Source organism: Microbacterium sp. NPDC087591, from assembly GCF_044743625.1.
Lineage (GTDB): Bacteria > Actinomycetota > Actinomycetes > Actinomycetales > Microbacteriaceae > Microbacterium.
Genome location: NZ_JBIUWU010000001.1, coordinates 1,622,596 through 1,643,685 on the forward strand (window position 1 = coordinate 1,622,596; position 21,090 = coordinate 1,643,685).

18 protein-coding genes are annotated in these 21,090 nt (G+C 68.6%); 10 read left to right on the forward strand and 8 right to left on the reverse strand.

Annotated elements, in window-relative coordinates:
* Window positions 1-22: 22 nt before the first annotated feature.
* Genes ACIOVG_RS07640 through pknB form a run of 3 tightly spaced genes read left to right on the forward strand, consistent with a single transcriptional unit; the run spans window position 23 to window position 4,964 of the window.
* Window positions 23-1,477 carry a peptidoglycan D,D-transpeptidase FtsI family protein gene (locus ACIOVG_RS07640; protein WP_400871082.1) on the forward strand — a complete coding sequence of 485 codons (1,455 nt, stop codon included), beginning with the start codon at window positions 23-25 and terminating at the stop codon, window positions 1,475-1,477.
* The gene (locus tag ACIOVG_RS07645) at window positions 1,474-3,231 is read left to right on the forward strand and encodes a protein kinase (protein ID WP_400871085.1); all 1,758 of its coding nucleotides are present in this window, start codon (window positions 1,474-1,476) and stop codon (window positions 3,229-3,231) included. The genes ACIOVG_RS07640 and ACIOVG_RS07645 overlap by 4 nt, the downstream gene beginning before the upstream one ends.
* Window positions 3,232-3,272: 41 nt before the next feature.
* Window positions 3,273-4,964: a Stk1 family PASTA domain-containing Ser/Thr kinase gene (gene pknB, locus ACIOVG_RS07650; protein ID WP_400871088.1), complete on the forward strand. Its 1,692-nt coding sequence runs from the start codon at window positions 3,273-3,275 to the stop codon at window positions 4,962-4,964.
* A 3-nt stretch (window positions 4,965-4,967) separates the two neighbouring features.
* Here pknB and ACIOVG_RS07655 read toward each other — a convergent pair whose 3' ends face one another.
* From ACIOVG_RS07655 to ACIOVG_RS07665, 3 genes are read right to left on the reverse strand one after another with little or no spacing between them, the layout of a single operon-like run.
* A complete protein-coding gene (locus ACIOVG_RS07655) occupies window positions 4,968-5,600 on the reverse strand; it encodes an anthranilate synthase component II (RefSeq protein WP_400871091.1) in 633 nt (210 codons plus the stop codon).
* Window positions 5,597-5,752: a DUF4175 domain-containing protein gene (locus tag ACIOVG_RS07660; protein ID WP_141873626.1), complete on the reverse strand. Its 156-nt coding sequence runs from the start codon at window positions 5,750-5,752 to the stop codon at window positions 5,597-5,599. The genes ACIOVG_RS07655 and ACIOVG_RS07660 overlap by 4 nt, the downstream gene beginning before the upstream one ends.
* A 29-nt stretch (window positions 5,753-5,781) precedes the next feature.
* A complete protein-coding gene (locus ACIOVG_RS07665) occupies window positions 5,782-6,576 on the reverse strand; it encodes a class E sortase (protein WP_400871095.1) in 795 nt (264 codons plus the stop codon).
* Between the two features lie 93 nt (window positions 6,577-6,669).
* On the opposite strand from ACIOVG_RS07665, the gene ACIOVG_RS07670 reads away from it, so the two are divergent.
* Complete coding sequence (locus ACIOVG_RS07670; RefSeq protein WP_029264180.1) at window positions 6,670-6,909, forward strand: cell division protein CrgA; 240 nt, start codon at window positions 6,670-6,672, stop codon at window positions 6,907-6,909.
* A gap of 289 nt (window positions 6,910-7,198) precedes the next feature.
* Here ACIOVG_RS07670 and ACIOVG_RS07675 read toward each other — a convergent pair whose 3' ends face one another.
* Both ACIOVG_RS07675 and ACIOVG_RS07680 read right to left on the reverse strand, forming a co-directional pair.
* Window positions 7,199-8,086 (reverse strand): rhomboid family intramembrane serine protease, encoded by an 888-nt coding sequence (locus tag ACIOVG_RS07675; RefSeq protein ID WP_400871099.1) that lies wholly within the window; start codon window positions 8,084-8,086, stop codon window positions 7,199-7,201.
* A 21-nt stretch (window positions 8,087-8,107) separates the two neighbouring features.
* The gene (locus ACIOVG_RS07680) at window positions 8,108-8,665 is read right to left on the reverse strand and encodes a peptidylprolyl isomerase (protein ID WP_400871102.1); all 558 of its coding nucleotides are present in this window, start codon (window positions 8,663-8,665) and stop codon (window positions 8,108-8,110) included.
* Window positions 8,666-8,837: 172 nt separating this feature from the next.
* Here ACIOVG_RS07680 and ACIOVG_RS07685 point away from each other — a divergent pair, with 172 nt between their 5' ends.
* Window positions 8,838-9,338 carry a DNA helicase gene (locus ACIOVG_RS07685; protein ID WP_400871105.1) on the forward strand — a complete coding sequence of 167 codons (501 nt, stop codon included), beginning with the start codon at window positions 8,838-8,840 and terminating at the stop codon, window positions 9,336-9,338.
* Window positions 9,335-9,895 (forward strand): aminoacyl-tRNA deacylase, encoded by a 561-nt coding sequence (locus tag ACIOVG_RS07690; RefSeq protein WP_400871108.1) that lies wholly within the window; start codon window positions 9,335-9,337, stop codon window positions 9,893-9,895. The genes ACIOVG_RS07685 and ACIOVG_RS07690 overlap by 4 nt, the downstream gene beginning before the upstream one ends.
* A gap of 4 nt (window positions 9,896-9,899) precedes the next feature.
* Here ACIOVG_RS07690 and ACIOVG_RS07695 read toward each other — a convergent pair whose 3' ends face one another.
* A complete protein-coding gene (locus ACIOVG_RS07695) occupies window positions 9,900-10,322 on the reverse strand; it encodes an NUDIX hydrolase (protein ID WP_141873616.1) in 423 nt (140 codons plus the stop codon).
* Between the two features lie 147 nt (window positions 10,323-10,469).
* Between ACIOVG_RS07695 and ACIOVG_RS07700 the strand changes: the two genes are divergently transcribed.
* Together ACIOVG_RS07700 and ACIOVG_RS07705 are read left to right on the forward strand one after the other, a co-directional pair.
* Complete coding sequence (locus tag ACIOVG_RS07700) at window positions 10,470-10,919, forward strand: hypothetical protein (protein WP_400871112.1); 450 nt, start codon at window positions 10,470-10,472, stop codon at window positions 10,917-10,919.
* 62 nt (window positions 10,920-10,981) lie between these two features.
* The gene (locus ACIOVG_RS07705) at window positions 10,982-12,097 is read left to right on the forward strand and encodes a M24 family metallopeptidase (RefSeq protein ID WP_400871115.1); all 1,116 of its coding nucleotides are present in this window, start codon (window positions 10,982-10,984) and stop codon (window positions 12,095-12,097) included.
* Window positions 12,098-12,190: 93 nt separating this feature from the next.
* Here ACIOVG_RS07705 and ACIOVG_RS07710 read toward each other — a convergent pair whose 3' ends face one another.
* On the reverse strand, window positions 12,191-18,217 hold the full coding sequence (locus ACIOVG_RS07710; protein WP_400871118.1) for a GH92 family glycosyl hydrolase: 6,027 nt from the start codon (window positions 18,215-18,217) through the stop codon (window positions 12,191-12,193).
* Window positions 18,218-18,408: 191 nt separating this feature from the next.
* Here ACIOVG_RS07710 and ACIOVG_RS07715 point away from each other — a divergent pair, with 191 nt between their 5' ends.
* The gene (locus tag ACIOVG_RS07715) at window positions 18,409-19,428 is read left to right on the forward strand and encodes a LacI family DNA-binding transcriptional regulator (protein ID WP_400871121.1); all 1,020 of its coding nucleotides are present in this window, start codon (window positions 18,409-18,411) and stop codon (window positions 19,426-19,428) included.
* On the opposite strand, the gene ACIOVG_RS07720 is transcribed toward ACIOVG_RS07715, so the two are convergent.
* Entirely contained in the window at window positions 19,391-20,320 is a 930-nt protein-coding gene (locus ACIOVG_RS07720; RefSeq protein WP_400871124.1) for a hypothetical protein, read from the reverse strand. The genes ACIOVG_RS07715 and ACIOVG_RS07720 overlap by 38 nt on opposite strands.
* Window positions 20,321-20,460: 140 nt before the next feature.
* Here ACIOVG_RS07720 and ACIOVG_RS07725 point away from each other — a divergent pair, with 140 nt between their 5' ends.
* Complete coding sequence (locus tag ACIOVG_RS07725; RefSeq protein ID WP_400871127.1) at window positions 20,461-21,042, forward strand: helix-turn-helix domain-containing protein; 582 nt, start codon at window positions 20,461-20,463, stop codon at window positions 21,040-21,042.
* Window positions 21,043-21,090: the final 48 nt, after the last annotated feature.

Sequence of the window (21,090 nt, forward strand, 5' to 3'; positions counted from 1 at the left end):
ACCTCACAGGCGGTGATGCCTCATGACCCGCGAACTCCGCCGCCTCAGCATCGTGATGCTGTTCATGTTCATCGCCCTGTTCGCCGCGACCAGCTGGATCCAGGTCGTCGAGGCCGATGCGCTGGCGCAGGACCCGAACAACAAGCGCACACGACTGGACAGCTACGAGATCCAGCGCGGTTCGATCATCGTCGACGGCACCGCGATCGCGACCTCGGTGCCGAGCGACGACCAGTATCAGTTCCAGCGCGTCTACACGGATGCCGCGATGTGGGAACCCGTCACCGGCTACTTCAACGCGGCGCTCGGCTCGAGCACCGGCATCGAGCAGGCCATGAACACCGACCTGTCCGGCACCGGATCCAACGCGTTCTTCGCCGAGATCGAGCGCATCATCTCGGGCCAGCCGCAGCGCGGGTTCAGTGTCGAGCTCACGCTCGACACGGCGGCGCAGCGCGCGGCCTACGAGGCACTCGACGGCCTCACCGGAGCCGTGGTCGCGATCGAGCCGAAGACCGGGCGCATTCTCGCCATGGTCTCGACGCCTGGCTTCGACACGAACCTGCTCGCGACCCACGATGCGGATGCCGCGAACTCCGCTTATGCGCAGCTCGCCGCCGACCCGTCGAAGCCCCTGTCGAACCGCGCGATCGCCGGAGACCTGAACCCACCGGGGTCGACGTTCAAGATCGTCGTGGCCGCCGCCGCGTTCGCGAGCGGTGACTGGACACCCGAGTCCACGCTGCCGAACCCGGCCTCCTACACGCTCCCCGGTTCGTCGAACAAGGTGTCCAACGCCTGGGGCAGCGCCTGCGGCCCCGGCGAAACGGTCACGATCGCCGAGGCCATCCGCCTGAGCTGCAACATCCCCATGGCGGAACTGGCTGTGGAGCTCGGCGACGACGCGATCCGGGAGATGGCCGAGAAGTTCGGCTTCAACAAGAGCTTCGACACGCCGCTCACCTCGACGCCGTCCAGCTACCCGCGCGCGCTCGACGACGCGCAGACCGCCCTGACGGGGTTCGGCCAGGGCCAGGTCACCGCCACTCCCCTGCAGATCGCGATGGTCGCCGCGGGAATCGCCAACGACGGGATCGTCATGAACCCGCACATGGTCGACGCCGTGATCGGAGATGACCTCTCGGTCATCCGTGCGTTCGACAACAGCGAGTTCGGCCGCGCGATGGAGGCGGACACGGCCGACGAGGTCGCTGACGCCATGGTCGCGAGCGTCTCTACGGGCGCGGCGCAGGGTGCAAGAATAGACGGGGTCAACGTGGCGGGTAAAACCGGTACAGCCGAGAACGGAAACAAGCCGCACACGTTGTGGTTCACGGGGTTCGCCCCGGCGGACGACCCGGCGGTCGCAGTAGCAGTCGTCGTCGAAGACGGCGGCGGTCAGGGACAATCAGGATCCGGCGACACGATCGCCGCTCCGATTGCGAAGAAGGTCATAGAGGCGGTGCTGGGCAGATGAGGCCGACGCAGGGTGTGTCGTTCGGTGGTCGCTACGAGTTGCTGTCGCGAATCGCGATCGGCGGCATGGGCGAGGTGTGGGAGGCGACGGATCACGTCATCGGACGTACCGTCGCGATCAAGATCCTCAAGGACGAGTACATGGGGGACCCCGGGTTCCTCGAGCGTTTCCGTGCGGAGGCACGTCACGCCGCTCTCGTGAACCATGAGGGCATCGCCAGCGTCTTCGACTACGGCGAGGAGAACGGCAGCGCCTACCTCGTCATGGAGCTCGTGCCCGGTGAAGCCCTGTCGACCGTGCTCGAGCGCGACGGTGCGCTCAGCGCCGACAAGACGCTCGACATCGTGGCCCAGACGGCATCCGCACTGCAGGCGGCGCACGCCGCCGGCCTCGTGCACCGCGACATCAAGCCGGGAAACCTGCTGATCACGCCAGACGGCCGCGTCAAGATCACCGACTTCGGCATCGCACGCATCGCCGACCAGGTGCCGCTGACGGCGACCGGTCAGGTGATGGGAACCGTGCAGTACCTGTCACCGGAGCAGGCATCGGGTCACCCTGCCTCCCCCGCGACCGACACCTACTCGCTCGGCATCGTGGCCTACGAATGCCTGGCGGGCAAGCGTCCGTTCACGGGCGAGTCGCAAGTCGCGATCGCGATGGCGCAGATCAACGAGCAGCCGCCGCCGCTCCCGCCCACCGTGCCGATCCCGGTGCAGAACCTGGTGATGGCGATGATCGCCAAGAAGCCGAGCGACCGTCCGTCCTCCTCTGCGACCGTGGCGCGCGCGGCGCAGGCCCTGCGACGCGGCGACCTCAACTCCGCGGCCATCGCCGTGCCGGCGATCGCCACCGGTGGCGTCGCCGCGAATGACGACGCCACGCGCCTGCTCACCGCCAGCGGCGACGACGGCGCCACTCGCATCCTTCCGACGACCGCGCAGCTGCCGACCGGCGCCGGCACCGACGAAGAGACCGAGAAGAAGAAGAAGCGCAGCCCGTGGACCTGGCCGCTGGTCGCCCTGATCACGCTGCTGGTGCTCGTGCTCGGCGGAACGGTCTTCGCCCTCATGAACCAGGGCGATGGCGACGAGAAGCCGTCCGGCGCACCGACGACCACGCAGACCACGCCGCCGCCGACTCCCTCCGACGATCCGGAGCCCGAGCCGACCCGCGTCGACGTCAGCGCACTCAACCTGCGAGGCATGGACTGCGCCACCGCGACGAGCACGCTCAAGGACAACGGCTTCACCAGCGAGATCACCTGCGTGGACGGCGATCCTGCACCCACCGATGCCGAGGTCGGTCGCGTCTACAACGTGGAGCCCTCGGGCAACGTCGACGTCACGCGCGCGATCGCACTGACCGTGTACGGCGCACGGACGGCCCTCCCGGTGCCGACCGACACCCCCGTCATGACCGGCGACCCGGTCGCGGGCAGCACGGTGACGATCTCCTGGGGAACCGGATTCACCTGCCCGAGCGGAACGACGCTCTCGGGGTATGTGGTCTCGCTCACCAACGGCACCTTCGTCGGCGATGGCCCGAACTTCCCGGCCACCCAGCGCAACGCGCAGATCGTGGTCGGCGACGCCGAGGGCAAGCAGCTGATCGCCAGCTACCAGGGGCTCTGCTCCGGCGGTGACCAGCGCACGTCTGACGCCTCGCCGCCGCTGTCGGTCACGATCACCGCTCCGGTGGTCGACCCCGGCGAAGGTGATGGCGGCAACGGCAACGGCAACGGCAACGGGTAGCCTTATTCCAGCTCAGTATCAGTTTCGCCAGGGGGTAGTTCGTGTCGACAGAGCCACGCGTTCTCGCGGGTAGGTACCGCGTCGGCGAGCTCATCGGACGCGGGGGGATGGCCAAGGTCTATCGCGGCCAGGATCTGACGCTCGGCCGCGAGGTCGCGATCAAGATCCTCGATCAGGAGCTCGCCAAGGACACCGCGTTCCGCACGAGGTTCCGTCTCGAGGCGCAGGCCGCGTCGCGGATGTCGCACCCGTCGATCGTGCGCGTGTACGACGCCGGCGACCCCTCGAACACCGACAGCTCCTCCGACGAGCCTCCGTACATCGTGATGGAGCTCATCAGCGGCACGCTGCTGAAGGACATCATCGCCTCCGGCCCCGTGCCGGTGGAGGATGCTGTCCGCTACACCGACGGCATCCTCGAGGCTCTCGACTACTCGCACCGTGCCGGTGTCGTGCACCGCGACATCAAGCCGGGCAATGTCATGGTCACCGAGAAGGGCCAGGTCAAGGTCATGGACTTCGGCATCGCTCGTGCGGTGTCCGACTCATCGTCGACCGTGGCAGAGACCACCCAGATCATCGGCACGGCCGCCTACTTCTCGCCGGAACAGGCGAAGGGCGAGCCGGTCGATGCGCGAGCCGACCTGTACTCGACCGGCGTGGTGCTCTACGAGCTGCTCACCGGACGCCAGCCGTTCCGCGGCGAGTCGCCGGTTGCCGTCGCCTATCAGCACGTGAGCGAGACGCCGCTCCCTCCGACCGAGGTCAATGAAGATGCCCCCGGCGCCCTCGACCCCGTGGTGCTGCGCGCTCTCGCGAAGGACCCCTACCAGCGCTACCCGGATGCCGCGCACTTCCGCGCGGCGCTCGACGGCGCGGTCAGCGGCCACGCACCGAGCCGCAAGGAACTCGGCGCCCTCACCAGTGAGCTGTACGGTCCGAGCCCGCGCCAGGCGCAGGAGACTGCGCGGTCTCTGCGCCAGCTGAGCACCGACACGACCATGGCCCGCACGCAGTCTGGTCCCCCCGTCGCCTGGATCTGGGCAGGCGTCGCTCTTCTCGCCGTGCTCCTCGCGTCCGTGCTGTTCTGGGTGTGGACCATCAGCATGCGCCCACCCGAGGTGCCCACCACGTCCCGCGTGGTGCCGAATCTGGTGAACGTCTCCTCGGAACGGGCACAGTCCGACCTCTCTGATCTGGACCTCACCACGAAGCTCGTGGTCGAGACGAGTACGGACATCACCGAAGGCAACGTGATCCGCACCGATCCCGAGGCCGGAGAGACGGTCAGTGAGGGAGACACCGTCACCCTCTACGTGTCGTCCGGCGTCGAGACGTCGACCGTTCCCCAGCTGGAGGGGATGTCGCTCGCGGATGCGGAGCGGGCGCTGACCAGCGCCGGACTCGAACTGGGCACCGTGATCCAACGCAACGACAAGTCGATCGCAGCCGACACCGTGATCTCCGCCAGCGAGAAGGAAGCCGCGGAGGTCGCGCCGGGTACCGTGGTCAATCTGGTCGTCGCGAGCGGCAAGGTCACGCTCACGGATCTCGCGGGATGGACGCTGGCCGCAGCGACGACGAACCTCGAATCGCTCGGGCTCACCGCGACGCCCGTCGAATCGCCGGACTGCCCGGCGACCGACCCGCCCACCGTCGTCTCGATGTCGGTGGCCCCTGGTGACGTGCCGATCGGGTCGGCCGTCGAACTGCGGTACTGCACCGGCGAGTAGGACTCAGCGCGCCAGCGGGTGCAGTTCCTCGGCCCGCTCGACGGCGGAGGCATCGCCGATGGACACGAGCCAGTTCGCCAGCAGCCGGTAACCGCCCTCGGTCAGGACGCTCTCGGGGTGGAACTGCACGCCGTGGATCGGCAGCTCCACATGGGAGATGCCCATGACCGTTCCGCTCTCGGTGCGCGCGGTCACTCTCAGCTCCGCCGGCAGTTCCGCCTCGGCGAGGGCGAGCGAGTGATAGCGACCGACGTCGAAGGGAGACGGGAGCCCGGCGAACAGCAGCGAGCCGTCGTGATGAACCGGTGAGACCATCCCGTGCATGAGCTCGGGCGCCTCGGTCACGGGTGCTCCGAAGGCGGCGCCGACCACCTGATGCCCCAGGCACACGCCGAGCAGCGGCAGACGCGTGCGTGCGGCGATCCGTACAGCCTCGAGCGAGACACCGGCATCAGCCGGAGAACCGGGGCCGGGCGAGAGCATCAGGGCGTCGAAGTCGGGCAGCAGCTGCGCGAGCCCGGCGGCATCGACATCATCCGACTCGATCATCGTGGTCTGGGCGCCGAGCTCCTGCAGGTAGCCGACCAGGGTGTGCACGAAGCTGTCGTGGTTGTCGACCACGAGCACCCGGATCATTCGAGGTCGATCTCACCAGGGGAGATGATCGGGCTCACCCAGGGGAACACGTAGTAGAAGAGGGCGTAGAGCACGGCGGACACCACGATCAGCACGATCAGCAGTCGCACCCACCACGGGCCGGGCAACAGGCGCCAGAGTCCGGCGTACATCAGTCTTCTCCCTCGTCGCTTTCCACAACCTACACCGACGGTGCGGCCGGAGGCGGCGGCGGATCGGTCAGCGCCTTCGGCGGACCTTCAGCCCGGGGCTGGAAGCTCTCGTAGACCCCGTAGGCGACGATGCGCTCGGCGAGCGAGTACAGCGGCGAGCAGGCGGTGAGGGTGATGTAGCGCTCCCCCGTCTGCACCTCGGGCATCTGCGGCACGTCGGCGAGCACGTCGGTCTGCGTGGGCTTCACGTACTCCAGCGTGCGGAAACGGTACGTGAACCAGCCGTCCGGCGTCTCGACCACGATCGCATCGTTGAGCTGCAGCTTGTCGAGCTGGTTGAAGGGCTTGCCCCACGTGGTGCGGTGCCCTGCCATCGCGAAGTTGCCGACCTCGCCGGGCATCTTCGAGTTCGTGTAGACGCCGATGCCGAGGTCGTCGAGGGTGCGTGCGCGGCTGGTGCCGCCGTAGATGCCGAAGTTGTAGTCGGCGCCGAACCGCGGCACGTGCATGCGCCCCAGCTCTTCGGTGTCGGCGGGGGCGGCGGGGATGACCGGCTCGTACTCGGTCGTGCCGTCGTCCTTCTCGATCAGGGGCGGAAGGTCGGGGGCCGGGGCTGCGGCCCACTCCGCGGAGATGGCGGCGCCTTCCTCGTTCTTCTGGGCGCTGATGATGATGTCGCCGATCCACATCTGCCAGGCGACGAACAACAGCACGAGAACACCGGCGGTGAGCAGGAGCTCCCCGAGGACGCTCGCGAAGGTCGCCCTGGATCGTGGCCGGGAGCGATGCGAGCGTCGCCCCCCAGGCGCGACGGATGCAGTCATGGCCGTGATCCTATCGCCCGGTGCTGAACAGAAGCCGAGCAGGGGCGAGATCCCACATCGATTCGAGACAGCACTCTTGGGTACAATGACGGAATGGCACGAGAGCGCAAGAGTGAAGAGCCCGTCGTCGAGCGCGCCGAGGGCGAGGCGGCTCCGAACGCCGTCTGGTTCAAGCCGGTGATGATCGGTTTCATGCTGCTGGGTCTGGCGTGGATCCTCGTGTTCTACATCTCGGGGATGCAGTTCCCGATCCCGGGACTCGACAACTGGAACCTGGCGATCGGCCTGGGCATCGCCCTGATCGGCTTCCTGATGACCACCCGCTGGCGCTGACCCGCACCCCCCACTTCCCGAAGGGCCCCTCGCAGAGAGCGAGGGGCCCTTCGTTTTCCCCCTCCCCACGGCGAGGCTGGACGGCCGTCCTGGGGGTCGGTGCTCCCGGGAGTGAGCATCGGGAGGGGACCCGCGCAGCGGGGAGGGTGCCCGTTCTGCGAACGAAGGGAGCACCGATCCCCAGGACCCCACAAGCCCTCAACAAGTTATCCACAGTTCTCTCCACAACCTGGGGAGAATTACACCGGTGTTATTCACAGGGGTTAACAACCCTGTTAACAACTCGGGATCAGGCCAGGATCAGCAGTGGCGGCACGACGAACACGATGACGAGCAGCGCGACGGCGGTCGCGGAGAGCAGCACGATCTGCCAGGTCCGCTGTTCGCGGCGCTTCGTCCTGGTGAGGATGAAGGCGACCAGCGCACCGACGATCGCGCCACCGAGGTGCGCCTGCCAGGAAATGCCGCCGGCGAAGAACCCGAAGGCGAAGTTGATGCCGAGGATCACGAGGATCCCTGTCACGTTCGCACCGATGTGGCGTCCGATGATCAGCAGCGCGGCCATGAGGCCGAAGATCGCGCCGGAGGCGCCCACGGTCGGCGACTCGGGGGCGATGAGCGCGACCATGACGGAGCCGCCGAGGCCGCTGATCAGATACAGCGCGAGGTAGCGGGCACGGCCGAGCATCGGCTCGAGGCTCTGGCCCAGCATCCACAGCGCCAGCATGTTCAGCGCCAGGTGCACGAACCCTCCGTGCACGAACAGAGCCGTGAGCAGACGCCAGGGCTCGAACGGGAAGAGGGAGAGCGAGGGATACAGATAGGGCGCGTAGAAGGCGAGCGCCTGGGTGATCGGGTCGTTGAGCCCCGGGATCAGCTGGACCAGCCCGATGAACGAGGTGATCGCGAGCAGGGCATAGGTGACGACCGGCTTGCCGCTGCGCACCGCGGTGACGGATCCGCGACCTCCCCAGCGACGCTCAGCGCGCTTCTGCGCGGGGGTGCGGTTCTTGCGCTGCTCCTTCATGCACTCGGGGCAGATGACCCCGACCGGTGCCGGCGTCTGGCACTCCGGGCAGATGGTGCGCAGGCAGCGCTGGCAGAGCACGAAGCTCTGCCGATCCGGATGCCGGTAGCAGAAGTTGTCGCGATTGCTCGTGAACTCAGGCGTCGACATCCGGATCGGCCGAAGCTGTCGTCAGGCCGCGACGATGTCGATCGAGTGCAGCACGACCGGCTCGATGGGGCGGTCGCCCGTGCCGGTGGCGACGGAGCCGATCGCGTCGACGACGGCCTTGGAGGCGTCATCGGCGACCTCGCCGAAGATCGTGTGCTTGCCCTGGAGCCACGGGGTCGGGTCGGTGGTGATGAAGAACTGCGAACCGTTGGTGCCCTCCGGCTTGCCGGTGATGGCGTTGCGGCGGAGGCCGGCGTTGGCCATCGCGAGGATGTAGGGAGCGTTGAAGTTCAGCTCGTTGTTGATCTCGTCGTCGAAGTTGTAGCCGGGACCGCCGACGCCCTGTCCGAGCGGGTCGCCGCCCTGGATCATGAAGTTCGGGATGATGCGGTGGAAGACCACGTCCTTGTAGAGGGGACCCTCGCCGGGCTTGCCGGTGGCGGGGTGCGTCCACTCCTGGGTGCCGTCGGCGAGGCCGACGAAGTTCTTGACCGTCTTAGGGGCGTGGTCACCGAAGAGGTTGATGACGATGTCACCGTGGTTGGTGTGCAGGGTTGCGACATGAGAGGCGTGAGGCATGCCCTCATTCTCGCAGAGCTTCCCATGCATTGGCTTTGTTGCCGCACCCGAACGGGGACGAGAAGGTACCGCGTACCCTGCGACTTGGCAAGGGGGAGGTGTTTTCCCGCCTCGCATCCAGCCTCTTCTGGCAAGATGGGGAACCCGCACCTCCAATCGACAGGAGAACATCGTGAGCCTCAGCCGCAAGCGGAAGAAGGAACTGCGCCGACTGCAGAACGACGCGACCCAGCTCTGGGAGTCGCAGCAGGTTCTGGTCGGACACGCCGCCGATGTTGCCCGCGAGGCGAGCCGCCAGCTCGGCAGCCTCGGTCGCGAGCAGGTGCTGCCCGTGGTCCAGGACACCTACAACCGCCGGGTCGCCCCGGTGGTGGACCGTGGTGTCAAGATCGGCAAGCACGTCGTCGACGACAAGGTCGTCCCGATCGTCGGCGGAGTCGTCGGCAGCGCACTGACCGCGTGGGACGTCGCGAACGCCAAGCGCCTCGGCATCGAGAAGCAGGTGCGCAAGGCAACCAAGCCCCAGAAGAGCGGACCCGGCCTCGGCTCGGTCGTCGCGATCATCCTGGGTGTCGCAGCCGCCGCCGGCGTGCTGTACGCGGCATGGCAGGCGCTTCGTGCCGACGACGAGCTCTGGGTCGCCGATGACCCGCTGTCCGCTCCCGAGGCGTGACCTCCTCTGATCCCGCCTCCGCACCTTCGGGTGACGGGGGCGATCAGCACGCCCGGGTCCGTGACGCCGCGGCGGCTCGCGGCCTGACGATCGACATCCGGGAGCGCCCCGCGGCGAACAGCCTGTTCGAGGCCGCCGAACTGCTCGGCATCCCCGCATCCGGCATCGTGAAGACGTTGGTCGTCAAGCGCCCTTCGACAGGCTCAGGGACCCAGAGGACGGATTCAGGGACCCAGGGGGAGTACCTGTTCGCTCTCATCCCCGGCGGGCGCTCGATCTCGTGGCCGAAGCTGCGCGCCCTCGTCGGCGTGAACAAGCTGCGGCTGCCCGAACCTGAGCTCGCCCTGGCCGCGACCGGGTACGAACGCGGCACGATCGTACCCATCGGCAGCACCACGGACTGGCCGATCTACGCCGACGAGTCGATCGTCGGTCAGCGCATCGCCATGGGCGCGGGAGCTCACGGCTTCAGCCTGTTCGTCGACGCGGACGATCTGATCGCCGCCTACGGCGCCACCGTCGCCGACATCTCCGTTCCGGAGGAGCGTCGGGACTGACCGATCAGTAGATCCCGGCCATCCGCATGGCGATGTCGACCAGCTTGACCCGCTGCAGATCGGCGACGGCGCGGCGTGAGAACCACTCGGCCATGTCGGTCGAGCCGTCGGTCTCGAACCGCAGCTTGCCGCCCGTCACCTGTGCGCGATAGACGATACGCAGGGTATGCAACGGCTCCGCCGCCTTCTGCACGCGCTGTGTGGCCGGGATCACCCGGGAGTGCACGCCCAGCAGCTCGCCGACCTTGACGCTGTAGCCCGTCTCCTCGCGGAGTTCGCGACGCACCGCGTCCTCCGGCGGCTCGCCCGGTTCGAGCCCGCCGCCGGGCATCGTCCAGGCCACCCGGCGTCCTTCGGTCCAGCGCGCGAGCAGCAGCCGGCCGTCGTCGTCCGTGACGACCGCGTATGCCGCGACACGCAGGTCCATGCTTTTCACCCTAGCCCCGGATACCGGCCCTCGACGTCTGTGAGTCAGACCACAGCCGGTTCCGATCGATCACGAATCGAGAAGCACAGCCCGCGGCGGCATCCGTACTCTGAAGGCATCACAGATCGCATCGCGAAAGGAACGGCCGTGGCCGACAACGAGAAGAACTTCAGTGCCGAAGAGCGCGAGGCCATGCAGGCAGCGGCCAAGGAGGCCAAGGCCCGGCGGTCCCGCGCGAAGAAGACTCCCGAGGAGCAGCGTGCCGAAGGTGAAGCCGACCTCAAGGCCGCCGTCGACAAGCTCTCCGACGACAACGACAAGAAGCTCGCCACCGCGCTGCACGAGCTGGTGACAGAGGTCGCCCCCGACCTCATGCCGCGCACCTATTACGGGATGCCTGCCTGGGGCAAGGACGGCAAGGTGCTCTGCTTCTTCCAGCCGGCCAGCAAGTTCAAAGTGCGCTACGGAACCTTCGGCTTCGAGCCCATCTCGAACCTCGACGACGGCACGATGTGGCCGACGGCGTACGCCCTGCTCGAGTTGACATCTGCGAACCGAAGGCTGCTCGCAGAGCGCATTCGTCTCGCGATCAGCTGACGATACCGGTCGGCACGAGAAGGGCGGAGACACCGGCGAGAGCGCGCAGTAGCGTGGACGCCGTGAGCACTCTGCCCTTCTCCTCAGCCGTGTACGCCGCCCGCCTCGACCGCGCCTCCGCCCTCGCTGCCGACGCCGGATTCGACGCGATCATCGTCGGTCCCGGCCCGGACCTGCAGTACCTGGTGGGTGTCGAAGGCGACACGATCGAGCGACTGACCGCGCTCGTGCTCGGACCAGGCCTCGCTCCGACTGTCGTGGTGCCGCGCATGGAGCTGGCGAAGGTGCGCTCGACCGCGGTCGGCGAACTCGGCCTGCGCCTCGCGGACTGGGTCGACGGCGAGAACCCCTACGACCTGGTCGCCGAGGCACTGGGCGCCGTGACGCGCGTCGGGGTCTCGGATGCGCTTCCGGCGCTGCATGTGATCCCGATCGGGCAGCGGCTGGGCGTCACGCTCGAACTCGCGACCCCCGTGCTGCGCGAGAGCCGCATGGTCAAGGATGCCGCCGAGATCGCGGAGCTGCGCCGTGCCGGTGACGCCATCGACGCCGTGCACCGGCGCGTTCCGGAGTGGTTGCGGGCGGGCAGGACCGAGCGCGAGGTGGCTGCGGACATCGCCGAGGCGATCGTGGCCGAAGGACACCGCACGGTCGAGTTCGTGATCGTGGGCTCGGGTCCGAACGGCGCGGATCCGCATCACGAGGTCTCGGACCGGGTGATCCAGGACGGCGACGTCGTCGTGGTGGACATCGGGGGCGCGGTGCCCAGCGGCTACAACTCCGACAGCACGCGCACGTACGCCGTGGGGGAGCCCTCGACGGAGGCCGCCGAACGCATCGCGGTGCTCGTGCGCGCACAGCAGGCCGCGGTCGATGCCGCGCGCCCCGGGGCCACAGCCGCACAGGTCGATGCCGCCGCCCGTGACGTGCTCTCCGCCGCGGGACTGGGGGAGGCGTTCCTGCACCGCACCGGTCACGGCATCGGCGTCTCGGTGCACGAGGAGCCGTACATCGCCCCCGGCAACGATCTGGTGCTGCGCGAGGGCATGGCGTTCAGCATCGAGCCCGGCATCTATTTCGCCGGCGACTGGGGTGCACGCATCGAGGACATCGTCGTCGTGACCGCCGACGGGTGCGAGCGTCTGAACGTCGCGCCGCACACGCTCACCGTCGTCTGATCGAGCGCAGCCGTACCCGCATCCGCTGCGAAGACGAAGCCGCCCACCCCGGGGAACGGGATGGGCGGCTTCGTCTTGCGGAGCCCCTGGGGGTCAGGACTCCACGCGGCGCCGTCGGAGGACGAGCACGCCACCGGCGGCCAGCAGGACCAGCAGCAGGCTGATGAGCGTCAGGGGGATCGCTCCGCCCGTCCCGGCCAGTCCGTCGCCGCCACCGGATGCCGCCGCGGTCACCCGCAGCGCGCCCTCGGCGCTCAGACCGGAGTCAGCGCCTTGCGCGATGAGCGTGTGATCGCCCACCGGAGCGGATGCCGGCACGGTCACCTGCACCCGGAACGCTCCGGTGCCGTCCGCCGTGACCTCTCCGAGGCTGATCGGGTCGGAGTGCAGCGTCAAGGAGACGCTCTCGCCCGAGGCGAAGCCACGACCGATGACCTCGACGCTACCGCCCTGCACCACGCTCTTCGCCCCGATCACGATCTCGGCCTCCAGCACCGGAGTGCCGCGGACCTCGAGCGTGAGCGGCGCCGACTCGGAGCCGCGGTAGGCCTCCGGGTCGGACGGCACGAACCGTGCCACGAAGGTGTGCGTTCCCGAGGTCGCGATCAGCACGTCGGCCGTCGCGGTACCCGCGGTGACGGTGGCGGAGCCGACCACGGTGTCACCCTCGAAGAAGTCGACCTTGCCCGCCGCGTCGGCCGGGGTGACCGTCGCGGTGAGTGCGACCGATTCTCCGGCGACGGGATCGTCTGAGCCCGCGGCCAGGGTCACCGAGGTGCTCTTCGGGGCCGAGGTCTCGGCGGCGACCCGGAGTGACGTCCGGGCTTCGACGTTCGAGACGTCGCCCAGCGCCACCACGGGGTGATCGCCGTCCACCGCATCCTCCGGCACGATGATGTCGCCGCGGATCGCTCCGTCGCCATCGGCCTTCACGACCACCGGCTCTTCGTCGTCGATGCGGATCGACACGTTCTCGCCGGGGGCGAAGCCGGTGCCGGTGATCTCGACCGAGTCGCCGGGGTGGGCTTCTTCGGGTGCCGCGATCTCCGGGGCGTACTCGGGTTCCGGCTCCTCGACCGCGATCTCGAGCGTCGCATCCGCCGACTGCACACCGTCGTCCGCCGTGACGGTCACCGTGAAGGTACCCGCCGTGGCGTAGGTGTGGTCTGCGGCGACGGCGCCGTCTTCGACCTCGACCGCGGTGACGGGAGAACCGTCACCCCAGTTGACGATCGCGGTGCTGTCTCCGGCACCTCCGGTGACCGTGGCGAGCGTCGCGTCGAACGCCTCGCCGGCGATCTGGCCCGACACGGTGCCGGCCTCGACCTGCAGCGGTGCTGCGGCCGAGCGGTCGCCGTCGGAGCCGACGGCGAAGATGTGCACGCGTCCGTCGTTCAATGAACCCGACTCCTTCGGCATCGTCAGCGACTCGACGATCTTGGGCGCGCCCTCGTCATCGACATCGAGCGTGATCGGCGCGGTCGCGAAGATCGCCGTGTTCTTGGCTCCTCCCGATTCCGCCCCCGTTCCGGAGAGACGGCCCTCCGAGATCGTCAGCACGGTGTTCTGCTTGTACGGGTTGCCGGATGCTCCGACCCAGTCGCCCAGGCTGATCGTCACCGTCTGCGTGCTGCCGTCGGTGAAGTGCAGCACGGCCTGCGAATCGCGGTTGCTCTCGGTCGCCGTTCCGACGAAGGAGAGCTGAGTGGCACCGACGCCGAGCGACAGACGCACGATCTGACCCTCGCCGGTGATGTTGTCGGGCGCACCCGCAGCCACCGCCGGAAGGTCGTACGTCAACTCGGTGCCGGGGATCGTCAGGGTCTCGCCCTGCACGAAACCGTCGGCAGCGAGCTTGTCGCGGTAGTACCCGTGACCCTGCGAGTCGCAGTTGGCCGCGGTGACGCCCAGGTCGCCGATGCAGACGTTGTTGAAGGCGCCGACCAGCGTCTCATCACGGTAGACCGTGACGGTCGCGGTGGTCTGGGCCACCGCGCCGCTCGAGTCGCGCACCGTGATGCCGGCCGAGTAGGTGCCGGGAGCCGTGAAGGTGTGCGGTGCGCTCACCTTCCAGCCGCCCAGGTCGTCGCGCACCAGCTTCACGTCGGTCACCTCGGTGTCGTCGCCGTAGTCGACCGTGACGGTGTAGCCGGAGGCCTCCGTCTCGGTGCCGACGATCGTCGCGAGCGAACCGGTGAACTCGGTGTCGACCTTCACCCGCTGCGGGGCGCCGGCCGAGATCTGGAGTCCGTCGGCATCCGACGCCGAAGCGAACAGCTCGACCTCCGACAGCGCCAGCGCCTCGCTCTTCGACGTCAGCGTGAGCTTCACGCTCGTGAAGCCATCCGCGTTCTGAGCCGTGAACGGCCGGGTCTGGGTGTCCCAGGTGAACGTCTCGCCCTCGCGGCTGTCGATCTCGGTCCACGTCGTGCCGTCGACCGATCCCTCCAGCGTCCAGCTCGACGGGGCATCCGCCTTCGCGGCACTGGTCAGCGTGTACTGCCCGATCGAGACCGGTCCGGACTGCGAGGTCCACACCAGCTCGGTCGAGTCGCCCGCGAACGTGACCTTGGAGTTCATGTTGTCGTCGACCAGCGAGCCGACGGGCGTGCCGTCGGTGGCCGTGAGCGTGCCGCGGCCGACCTTCGTGGCGTCGACCAGCGTGGTGGGAACCTCCAGCTTCTCGCCGAGGTCCTTGGCACCCCAGGCGGACGGCTCAGCGCTCATCGTGAAGTCGAGAGTTCCTCCCTCGCGCACCAGGTCTCCGTCGAACGTGGTGGAGTCGATGGCCGTGCCGTTGACGCTGACCCCGGCGACGTAGTCCTTGCCCGTCGACGCTCCTGGAGCGTTGATGACCAGGTCCGTGTCACCGATCGAGAGCGTCGCGCTGTCGAACAGCGGCGTGCCGATCGTGTAGTTCCCCGATCCCACCTCGAGCGGGTAGAAGCCGAGGGCCGAGAACACGTACCAGGCCGAGAACTCGCCGTTGTCCTCATCGCCCGGGTAGCCCTGGCCGATGTCGGAACCCACGAAGAGGCGGTCCTGGATGTCGCGGATCAGCTCCTGCGCCCCCGAGGGGTTACCCGCCTCGGCGAGCACGTAGGGGATGTGGTGCGCGATCTGGTTGGACATGCCGAGCATGCCCAGGCGCACGTCGCGCGCCTCCCGAGCCTCGTGGATGCCGGAGTAGTCCGCCTTCTCGCGAGTGGTGAGGAAGTCGTGCATCACGTCAAGGAGCCCCTGGCGTCCGCCGTACAGCGCGGCGAGACCGTCGACGTCGTGCGGCGCGTGGAACCCGAAGGTCCAGGCACTCGCCTCGGTGAAGGCACCGCCCCAGGCCTTCTTGTCGAAGTCGGCACCGGAGGTCCAGCTGCCGTCCGCGTTGCGCGAGGTGAACGTACCGGCTTCCGGGTTGTACATCTCGACGTAGTGCTCGGCACGTGCCTCGAAGTAGGTCGCCTCCTCCTTCAGCTGCGCGACGCGGTCGGACGGCGTCTTCGGGTCCTCCGAGAGGGCCTTCGCCATCTCGGCGATGCCGAAGTCATTGATGTATCCCTCGAGGCCCCACGAAGCGCTCTCATGGGTGCTCGCCTCGGTGTAGCCGAGGAAGATCGACTGACCGAGCCCCTTGCGACCGACGGCGTTGGATTCCGGCAGCACGGTGGCGTTCTTGACCGCGGCGTCATACGCCTCGAGTGCGGTGTCGGTGCTGAGCGCACCGGCGAGGTAGGCGTCGGCGAACGCGACGTCGGAGCTCGTACCGGTCATGAGATCGGCGTAGCCGGGGGAGGACCAGCGTGCGACCCATCCGCCGTCGCGGTACTGCTGCACGAAACCGTCGACCAGTTCCTCGGTCACGTCGGGGTAGAGCAGCGAGTACAGCGGCCAGGCCGTTCGATACGTGTCCCAGAAGCCGTTGTTGACATAGATCTTGCCGTCGACGATCTTCGCGTTCGTCTGCGTGTCGCTCGCCGATCCACTGGTCGCGGAGACCGGGCTGGCGTACTTGTAGACCGGCTTGGTGGCCGTGCCCGTGTTCTCGAACTGCGAGTTGGGGTACAGATTCAGGCGGTACAGGCTCGAGTACAGCGTCACCAGCTGGGTGTCGCTCGCGCCCTTGACGTCATGCACGACGCCGAGCCGCTCGTTCCATGCATCGCGGACCGCCTTGTGAGCCCGGTCGAACGAGACGCCCTCGAGCTCGAAGCCGTGGTTGGCCTTCGCCTGGTCCTGCGAGATGAACGACGACGACAGACGCAGCTCGACCGTGCGGTCGGTGGTGGTGTCGAACGCCGCGTAGCGTGCGGTGCCGTTGCGGTCGCCCCGGGTGGTCGCACCGGATGCCGTGGGCTCGCGGTCGAACGTGCCGTAGACGAACATGCGCGTGCGCCCAGGCCAGCCGGATCCGCCGTCGACCCATCCGCTCACGGTGTCACCCGAGATGGTGAGCTTCGAGCTGTTCACGAGCTGGTCGATCAGCACGGAGCTGGCGTCGCCGGTGAACTCGAAGCGGTAGATCGCTCCGTGGTCGGTCGCGGTGACCTCGGTGTTGATGCCGTTGTCGAACTCGACGCCGTAGATGTCGGGTCGCGCGGTCTCGTTCTCGTGGTGGAACGTGAGCTTGCGGTCGTTCAGCGACGACGTGGGGTTCGCGTTCGCGGCGGGCAGCACGGCGATCTGGTTGCGGTCGCCCATCCAGATGCTGGGCTGGTGCGAGAAGCCGATGCCGTTCAGCGCAGGCAGGTTCTGCGCGTTGTTGGCGCGCTGGTACTGGTAGATCGTTCCGACGTTGTCGGCGTTGGTCATCGGGGTGATGAAGTTGAAGCCGTTCGGCCACGCGGTCGCCGGCAGGTTGTTGCCGCGCGAGAATCCGCCGGTCGAGTTCGTGCCACGGCGCGTGTCGACGTAGGAGACGAGTCCGTCGGTGGTGTCGAGCTCCTCCGCCGCGCCGATCGCGACGTCATCCAGCCATCCGCTGAAGGCGGTGTCGCCGGTGGGAACCTCGACGCCCGTGACGTCGGTGCCGGGGTGGTCGTAGGTGAAGAGGATGTCGTCGACCGTGCGTCCGGCGAACTGGCCGAGGTCGACCGTCACCTTGTTCCACTGGTTCGGCCACAGCACGTTGGCCTGACCCTGCTGCCGCGCGTTCGCGCCGTAGCCGTAGGAGTCGACCGCTCCGCTGGTGGAGAGTGAGGTGCCGTCATCGAAGGTCAGGTCGACCGCGACGAACGTGGCGGCGTAGGTCTGCTCGCCGTCGAGCACCGGGAAGACGAGGTACGACAGCTCGCTGTCATCCACGACCGCGAGGTCGACGTCGTCGTAGAGCACGCTGGTCGACGAGGCGGGGCCGGCGGCGAGGTGGCGTCCGGTGTACTGCAGCGCCTTCGTGCCGGTGAAGCCGACGCCGGTCTTGGCCGTGTCGGAGCTGGTGGGGCCGTTGCCGATCTGCAGCTTGAGGTCGGCGGGCTCTGGCGTCGCGCCGTCGACGGCGATGGGCTCCCACCCGGCCAACTGCACGATGTTCTTGCTGGGAGTCTTGGTGGCGAGCACGTCGAGGCGGTAGTACGTGTACGCCTCGCTCGGTGTCGTGAGGGTGAAGGTGCGGGTCTCGCCGCGGCCGCTGAACAGCTCGCCGCTGCGCTCGTCGACGGTCACCCAGTCGGTGCCGTTGTTCGAGCCCTGCACCCGGAAGTCCTTCGGGTCGCGGTCGGGCTCGTCGTTGCCGGAGGTGAGCGTGTAGCGCACCATGGGCTGCGGCTGCGCGAGCTGGTACTGCACCCACGCCTTGTTGGTGAAGGCGAGCCACTTCGAGGAGGCATTGCCGTCGGCGACGAAGGCTGCACCTTCGTTCGGGGTGTTCTGGGCGGATGCCGTGACGGCGGTGACGCCGCCGAGCACGCTGCCGGGGGCGAACTGGCTGCCGGTGACGTTGATCGCCTCGCCGGTGCCCCTCAGGGCGGGCGCGGCGTCAGTCGACTCGAACGATGACGCGAACGTCGAACCGGTCGCGGCGGACGCCTGGACCGGCGTCAGCATGGCCAGGCTCACGGTCACCGCGACGCCGGCCGCCGCCCATGACCGGCGGGCGCGTCGTGCATTCCTCGGGCTGGGGACCCTCATGGTTGCTCCTCAAACTCCACTGCTGTGTGTCGTCCGTCTGCCGCGGGTCCTCCGATGAGACCGCGTGACGATATGACATCGCTGTCATATGATGAGGACGCTACCACAGCACTCGCGGCGCAGGGAAGGTGCATCTCCCGATGCACGACCGCGATAATGAGCTATCCGCCCCCGGCGGGCGAGGGGGACGCATGACACGGACAGACGACGAGGCGAAGCCGCGGCCGACGCTCGCGCAGGTCGCCGCCCGCGCGGGAGTCAGTCTGAAGACGGCATCCCGAGCCCTCGGCGGCGAGTCGTACGTGAGCGCGAAGACGCTCGCCAGCGTGCTGGCCGCGGCCGCCGAGCTCGACTATCAGCGCAACGCCGCCGCGAGCCTGCTGGCCAGCGGACGCCTCGCCGAGTCGATCGGACTGATCACGGGAGACTTCACGAACCCGTTCTACTCCGCGCTCGCACAGGCCATCGAAGACGAGATCCGTCCCCGCGGCATGCACCTCTCGGTCGCGAACTCCCGCGAGTCCGCCGAGCAGGAGCAGCGCGTCGCCCACGACCTCGCCGACCGCCAGACCAAGGCCGTGATCACGGTCTCCGCCATGACCGACCACTCCGACTACGCGCAGCTGCAGGCCCGCGGCATCCCCGTGGTCTTCGTCGACCGTCCGGCCGAGAACCTCGACGCGGACTCGGTCGTCTTCGACAACCGCGAAGGGGGACGCCTGGCCGCCCGGCACCTGATCGACGCCGGCCACCACCGCATCGCCTTCATCGGCGACTACGCCTGGCTGCCCACGTATCGCCAGCGCCTCGCCGGCATGGGCGACGTGCTCGACGGTCACAGCTCGGATTGGCGAGAGCTGCTGCGCACCGACGCGCACGACGTGCCATCGTCGCGGGAGTGCATGCGTGACCTGCTCGCGCTGGAGACCCCGCCGACCGCGGTGGTCGCGGGGAACAACCGCATCCTCCTCGGCGTGATGGAGGAGATCGCCGATCACCCGGAGGCGTCGCCGGCGGTGATCGGGTTCGACGAGCCGGAGTGGGCACAGGTGCTCGGCATCAGCGTCGTCACCGGCGACGTCGAGGCACTGGGCCGTCAGGCCGCCCGCCTCGCCGTCGCCCGTCTGAGCGATCGCACCCGCGCCTACGAGAGCGTGGTCATCCCGATGCAGCTCATCGCCCGACGATCGACGGCCGCGCCGATGAGCTGAGCAGGGATGTCACCTCGTCGGCCGAGACCAGGTCGGCCATGGTCACGGCACCATGGGTCGAGCCCGCGATGCGGACGGCCGCGAGGGCGGTGAGCCGGCCGGTCGCCTCGGACTGTCCGGAGCCAGCAGCCTCTCGGCGCTCGCCCGTGCGACGGTTGCGGGTGACCACATGCCAGTCGTCGCTGCCGACGTGCGGGGCGATCGAGAGCACTCCCCGCAGCACGGGCAGGCGCCCCACCAGGTCGAGGGAGGCCGTCATCACCGCCGAGCCCAGCGTGAGGTAGGAGCGGATGACGGGTGCCCCGGTCGGCGCCAGCAGAATGTGGTCGGGGAAGTCGGCGCGCAGGTAGCGGCGGGTGCGACCGTCCGGGCCCTCGGCCCGAACGCTCGTGCGGAAGTTGCGCACCTTCCCGGTGTCGGGCGGCAGGTGGATGTCGGCGCCGACGAGTCCGGCCGTCCAGGCGACAGCGGCGGGTCCGTGCTTCTCTCCGCTGCCGAGCATCACGAGCACGTCGATCTCATCGTGCGGACGTGTGTCGAGTGCGGCGGCGAGCACGGTCGTCAGTCCCGGAGCGAGTCCGGCGCCGAGCACGACGGGTCCGCGGGCGGCATCCCGGAGCGCGGCGAGGTAGCTCCCCGTGGCCGAGATGTCGACCAGGGGTGTGCGCGCCGCCGCGGTCGCGAGCTCAGGACGCTCGATGCCGGAGGCGTTGATGACGACGTCGTGGTCCGCGGCGAGTGCGGTGAACGGGGCGAGCTCGCCGCGGAGGTCGAGGCGGACCCCGCCCGCCTCGGCGCGACTGGCTGCGGTCACGGTGTGTCCGGCGAGTTCGAGTTCGCGCCGGATCACGGTGCCCACAGCACCGCGGGCACCCAGCAGCAGCGCCTTCATCGGATGCTCGCGGGGGAGGGACGTCGTTCGATCATGGTGCTGCTCCTTCTCGCCCGGAGTGGTTCGCGAGCGGCCTCCATCGTCGAACCGCGGAGCCACCGACATCCATCCGGTTTGCAGATTCTGCAAAGATTGCGGATATGGATGCCGATACCGTCGCCGTGCTGGACGCGATCGGTCCTCGGCTGCGGCGGCTGCGCTCGTCGCGACAGCTGACCCTGGCCGAGGTCGCCGCTCTCTCCGGCCTGTCGGTGAGCGCGCTGTCGCGCATCGAGACCGGCCGCCGGCAGCCGACCCTGGATGCACTGATCCCGCTCGCGCGTGCCTTCGGCGTCTCGCTGGACCGGATCATCGCCGCCCCCGAGACCGGGGATCCGCGGGTGCACCTCGAGCCGCAGCGGCTCAGCACGGGCGGAGTCGCCGTGCCTCTCACGCGGTATCCGGGACGGGTGCAGGCGTTCAAGCACGTGCTGGGGCCACGGGAGCCCGTCTTGGCGAGTCACCCCGGCCACGCGTGGATCCACGTGCTCGCCGGACACCTGCGGCTGATCCTCCCCGGCGAGGAGCACCTGCTCGAACCGGGGGAGCAGGTCGAGTTCGACTCGTCACTCCCGCACTGGTTCGGGCCGGCCGATCAGCGGGCGGTGGAGATCCTGCATCTCTTCGTCCCCGACGGCGAGCGGCCGGTCACCCGGGTGCTTCCGGACGATCGACCGCGCTGAGGTCGCACCCGGTCGGGAGGAGAATCCGACTTCGGGAGGAGGGATCCT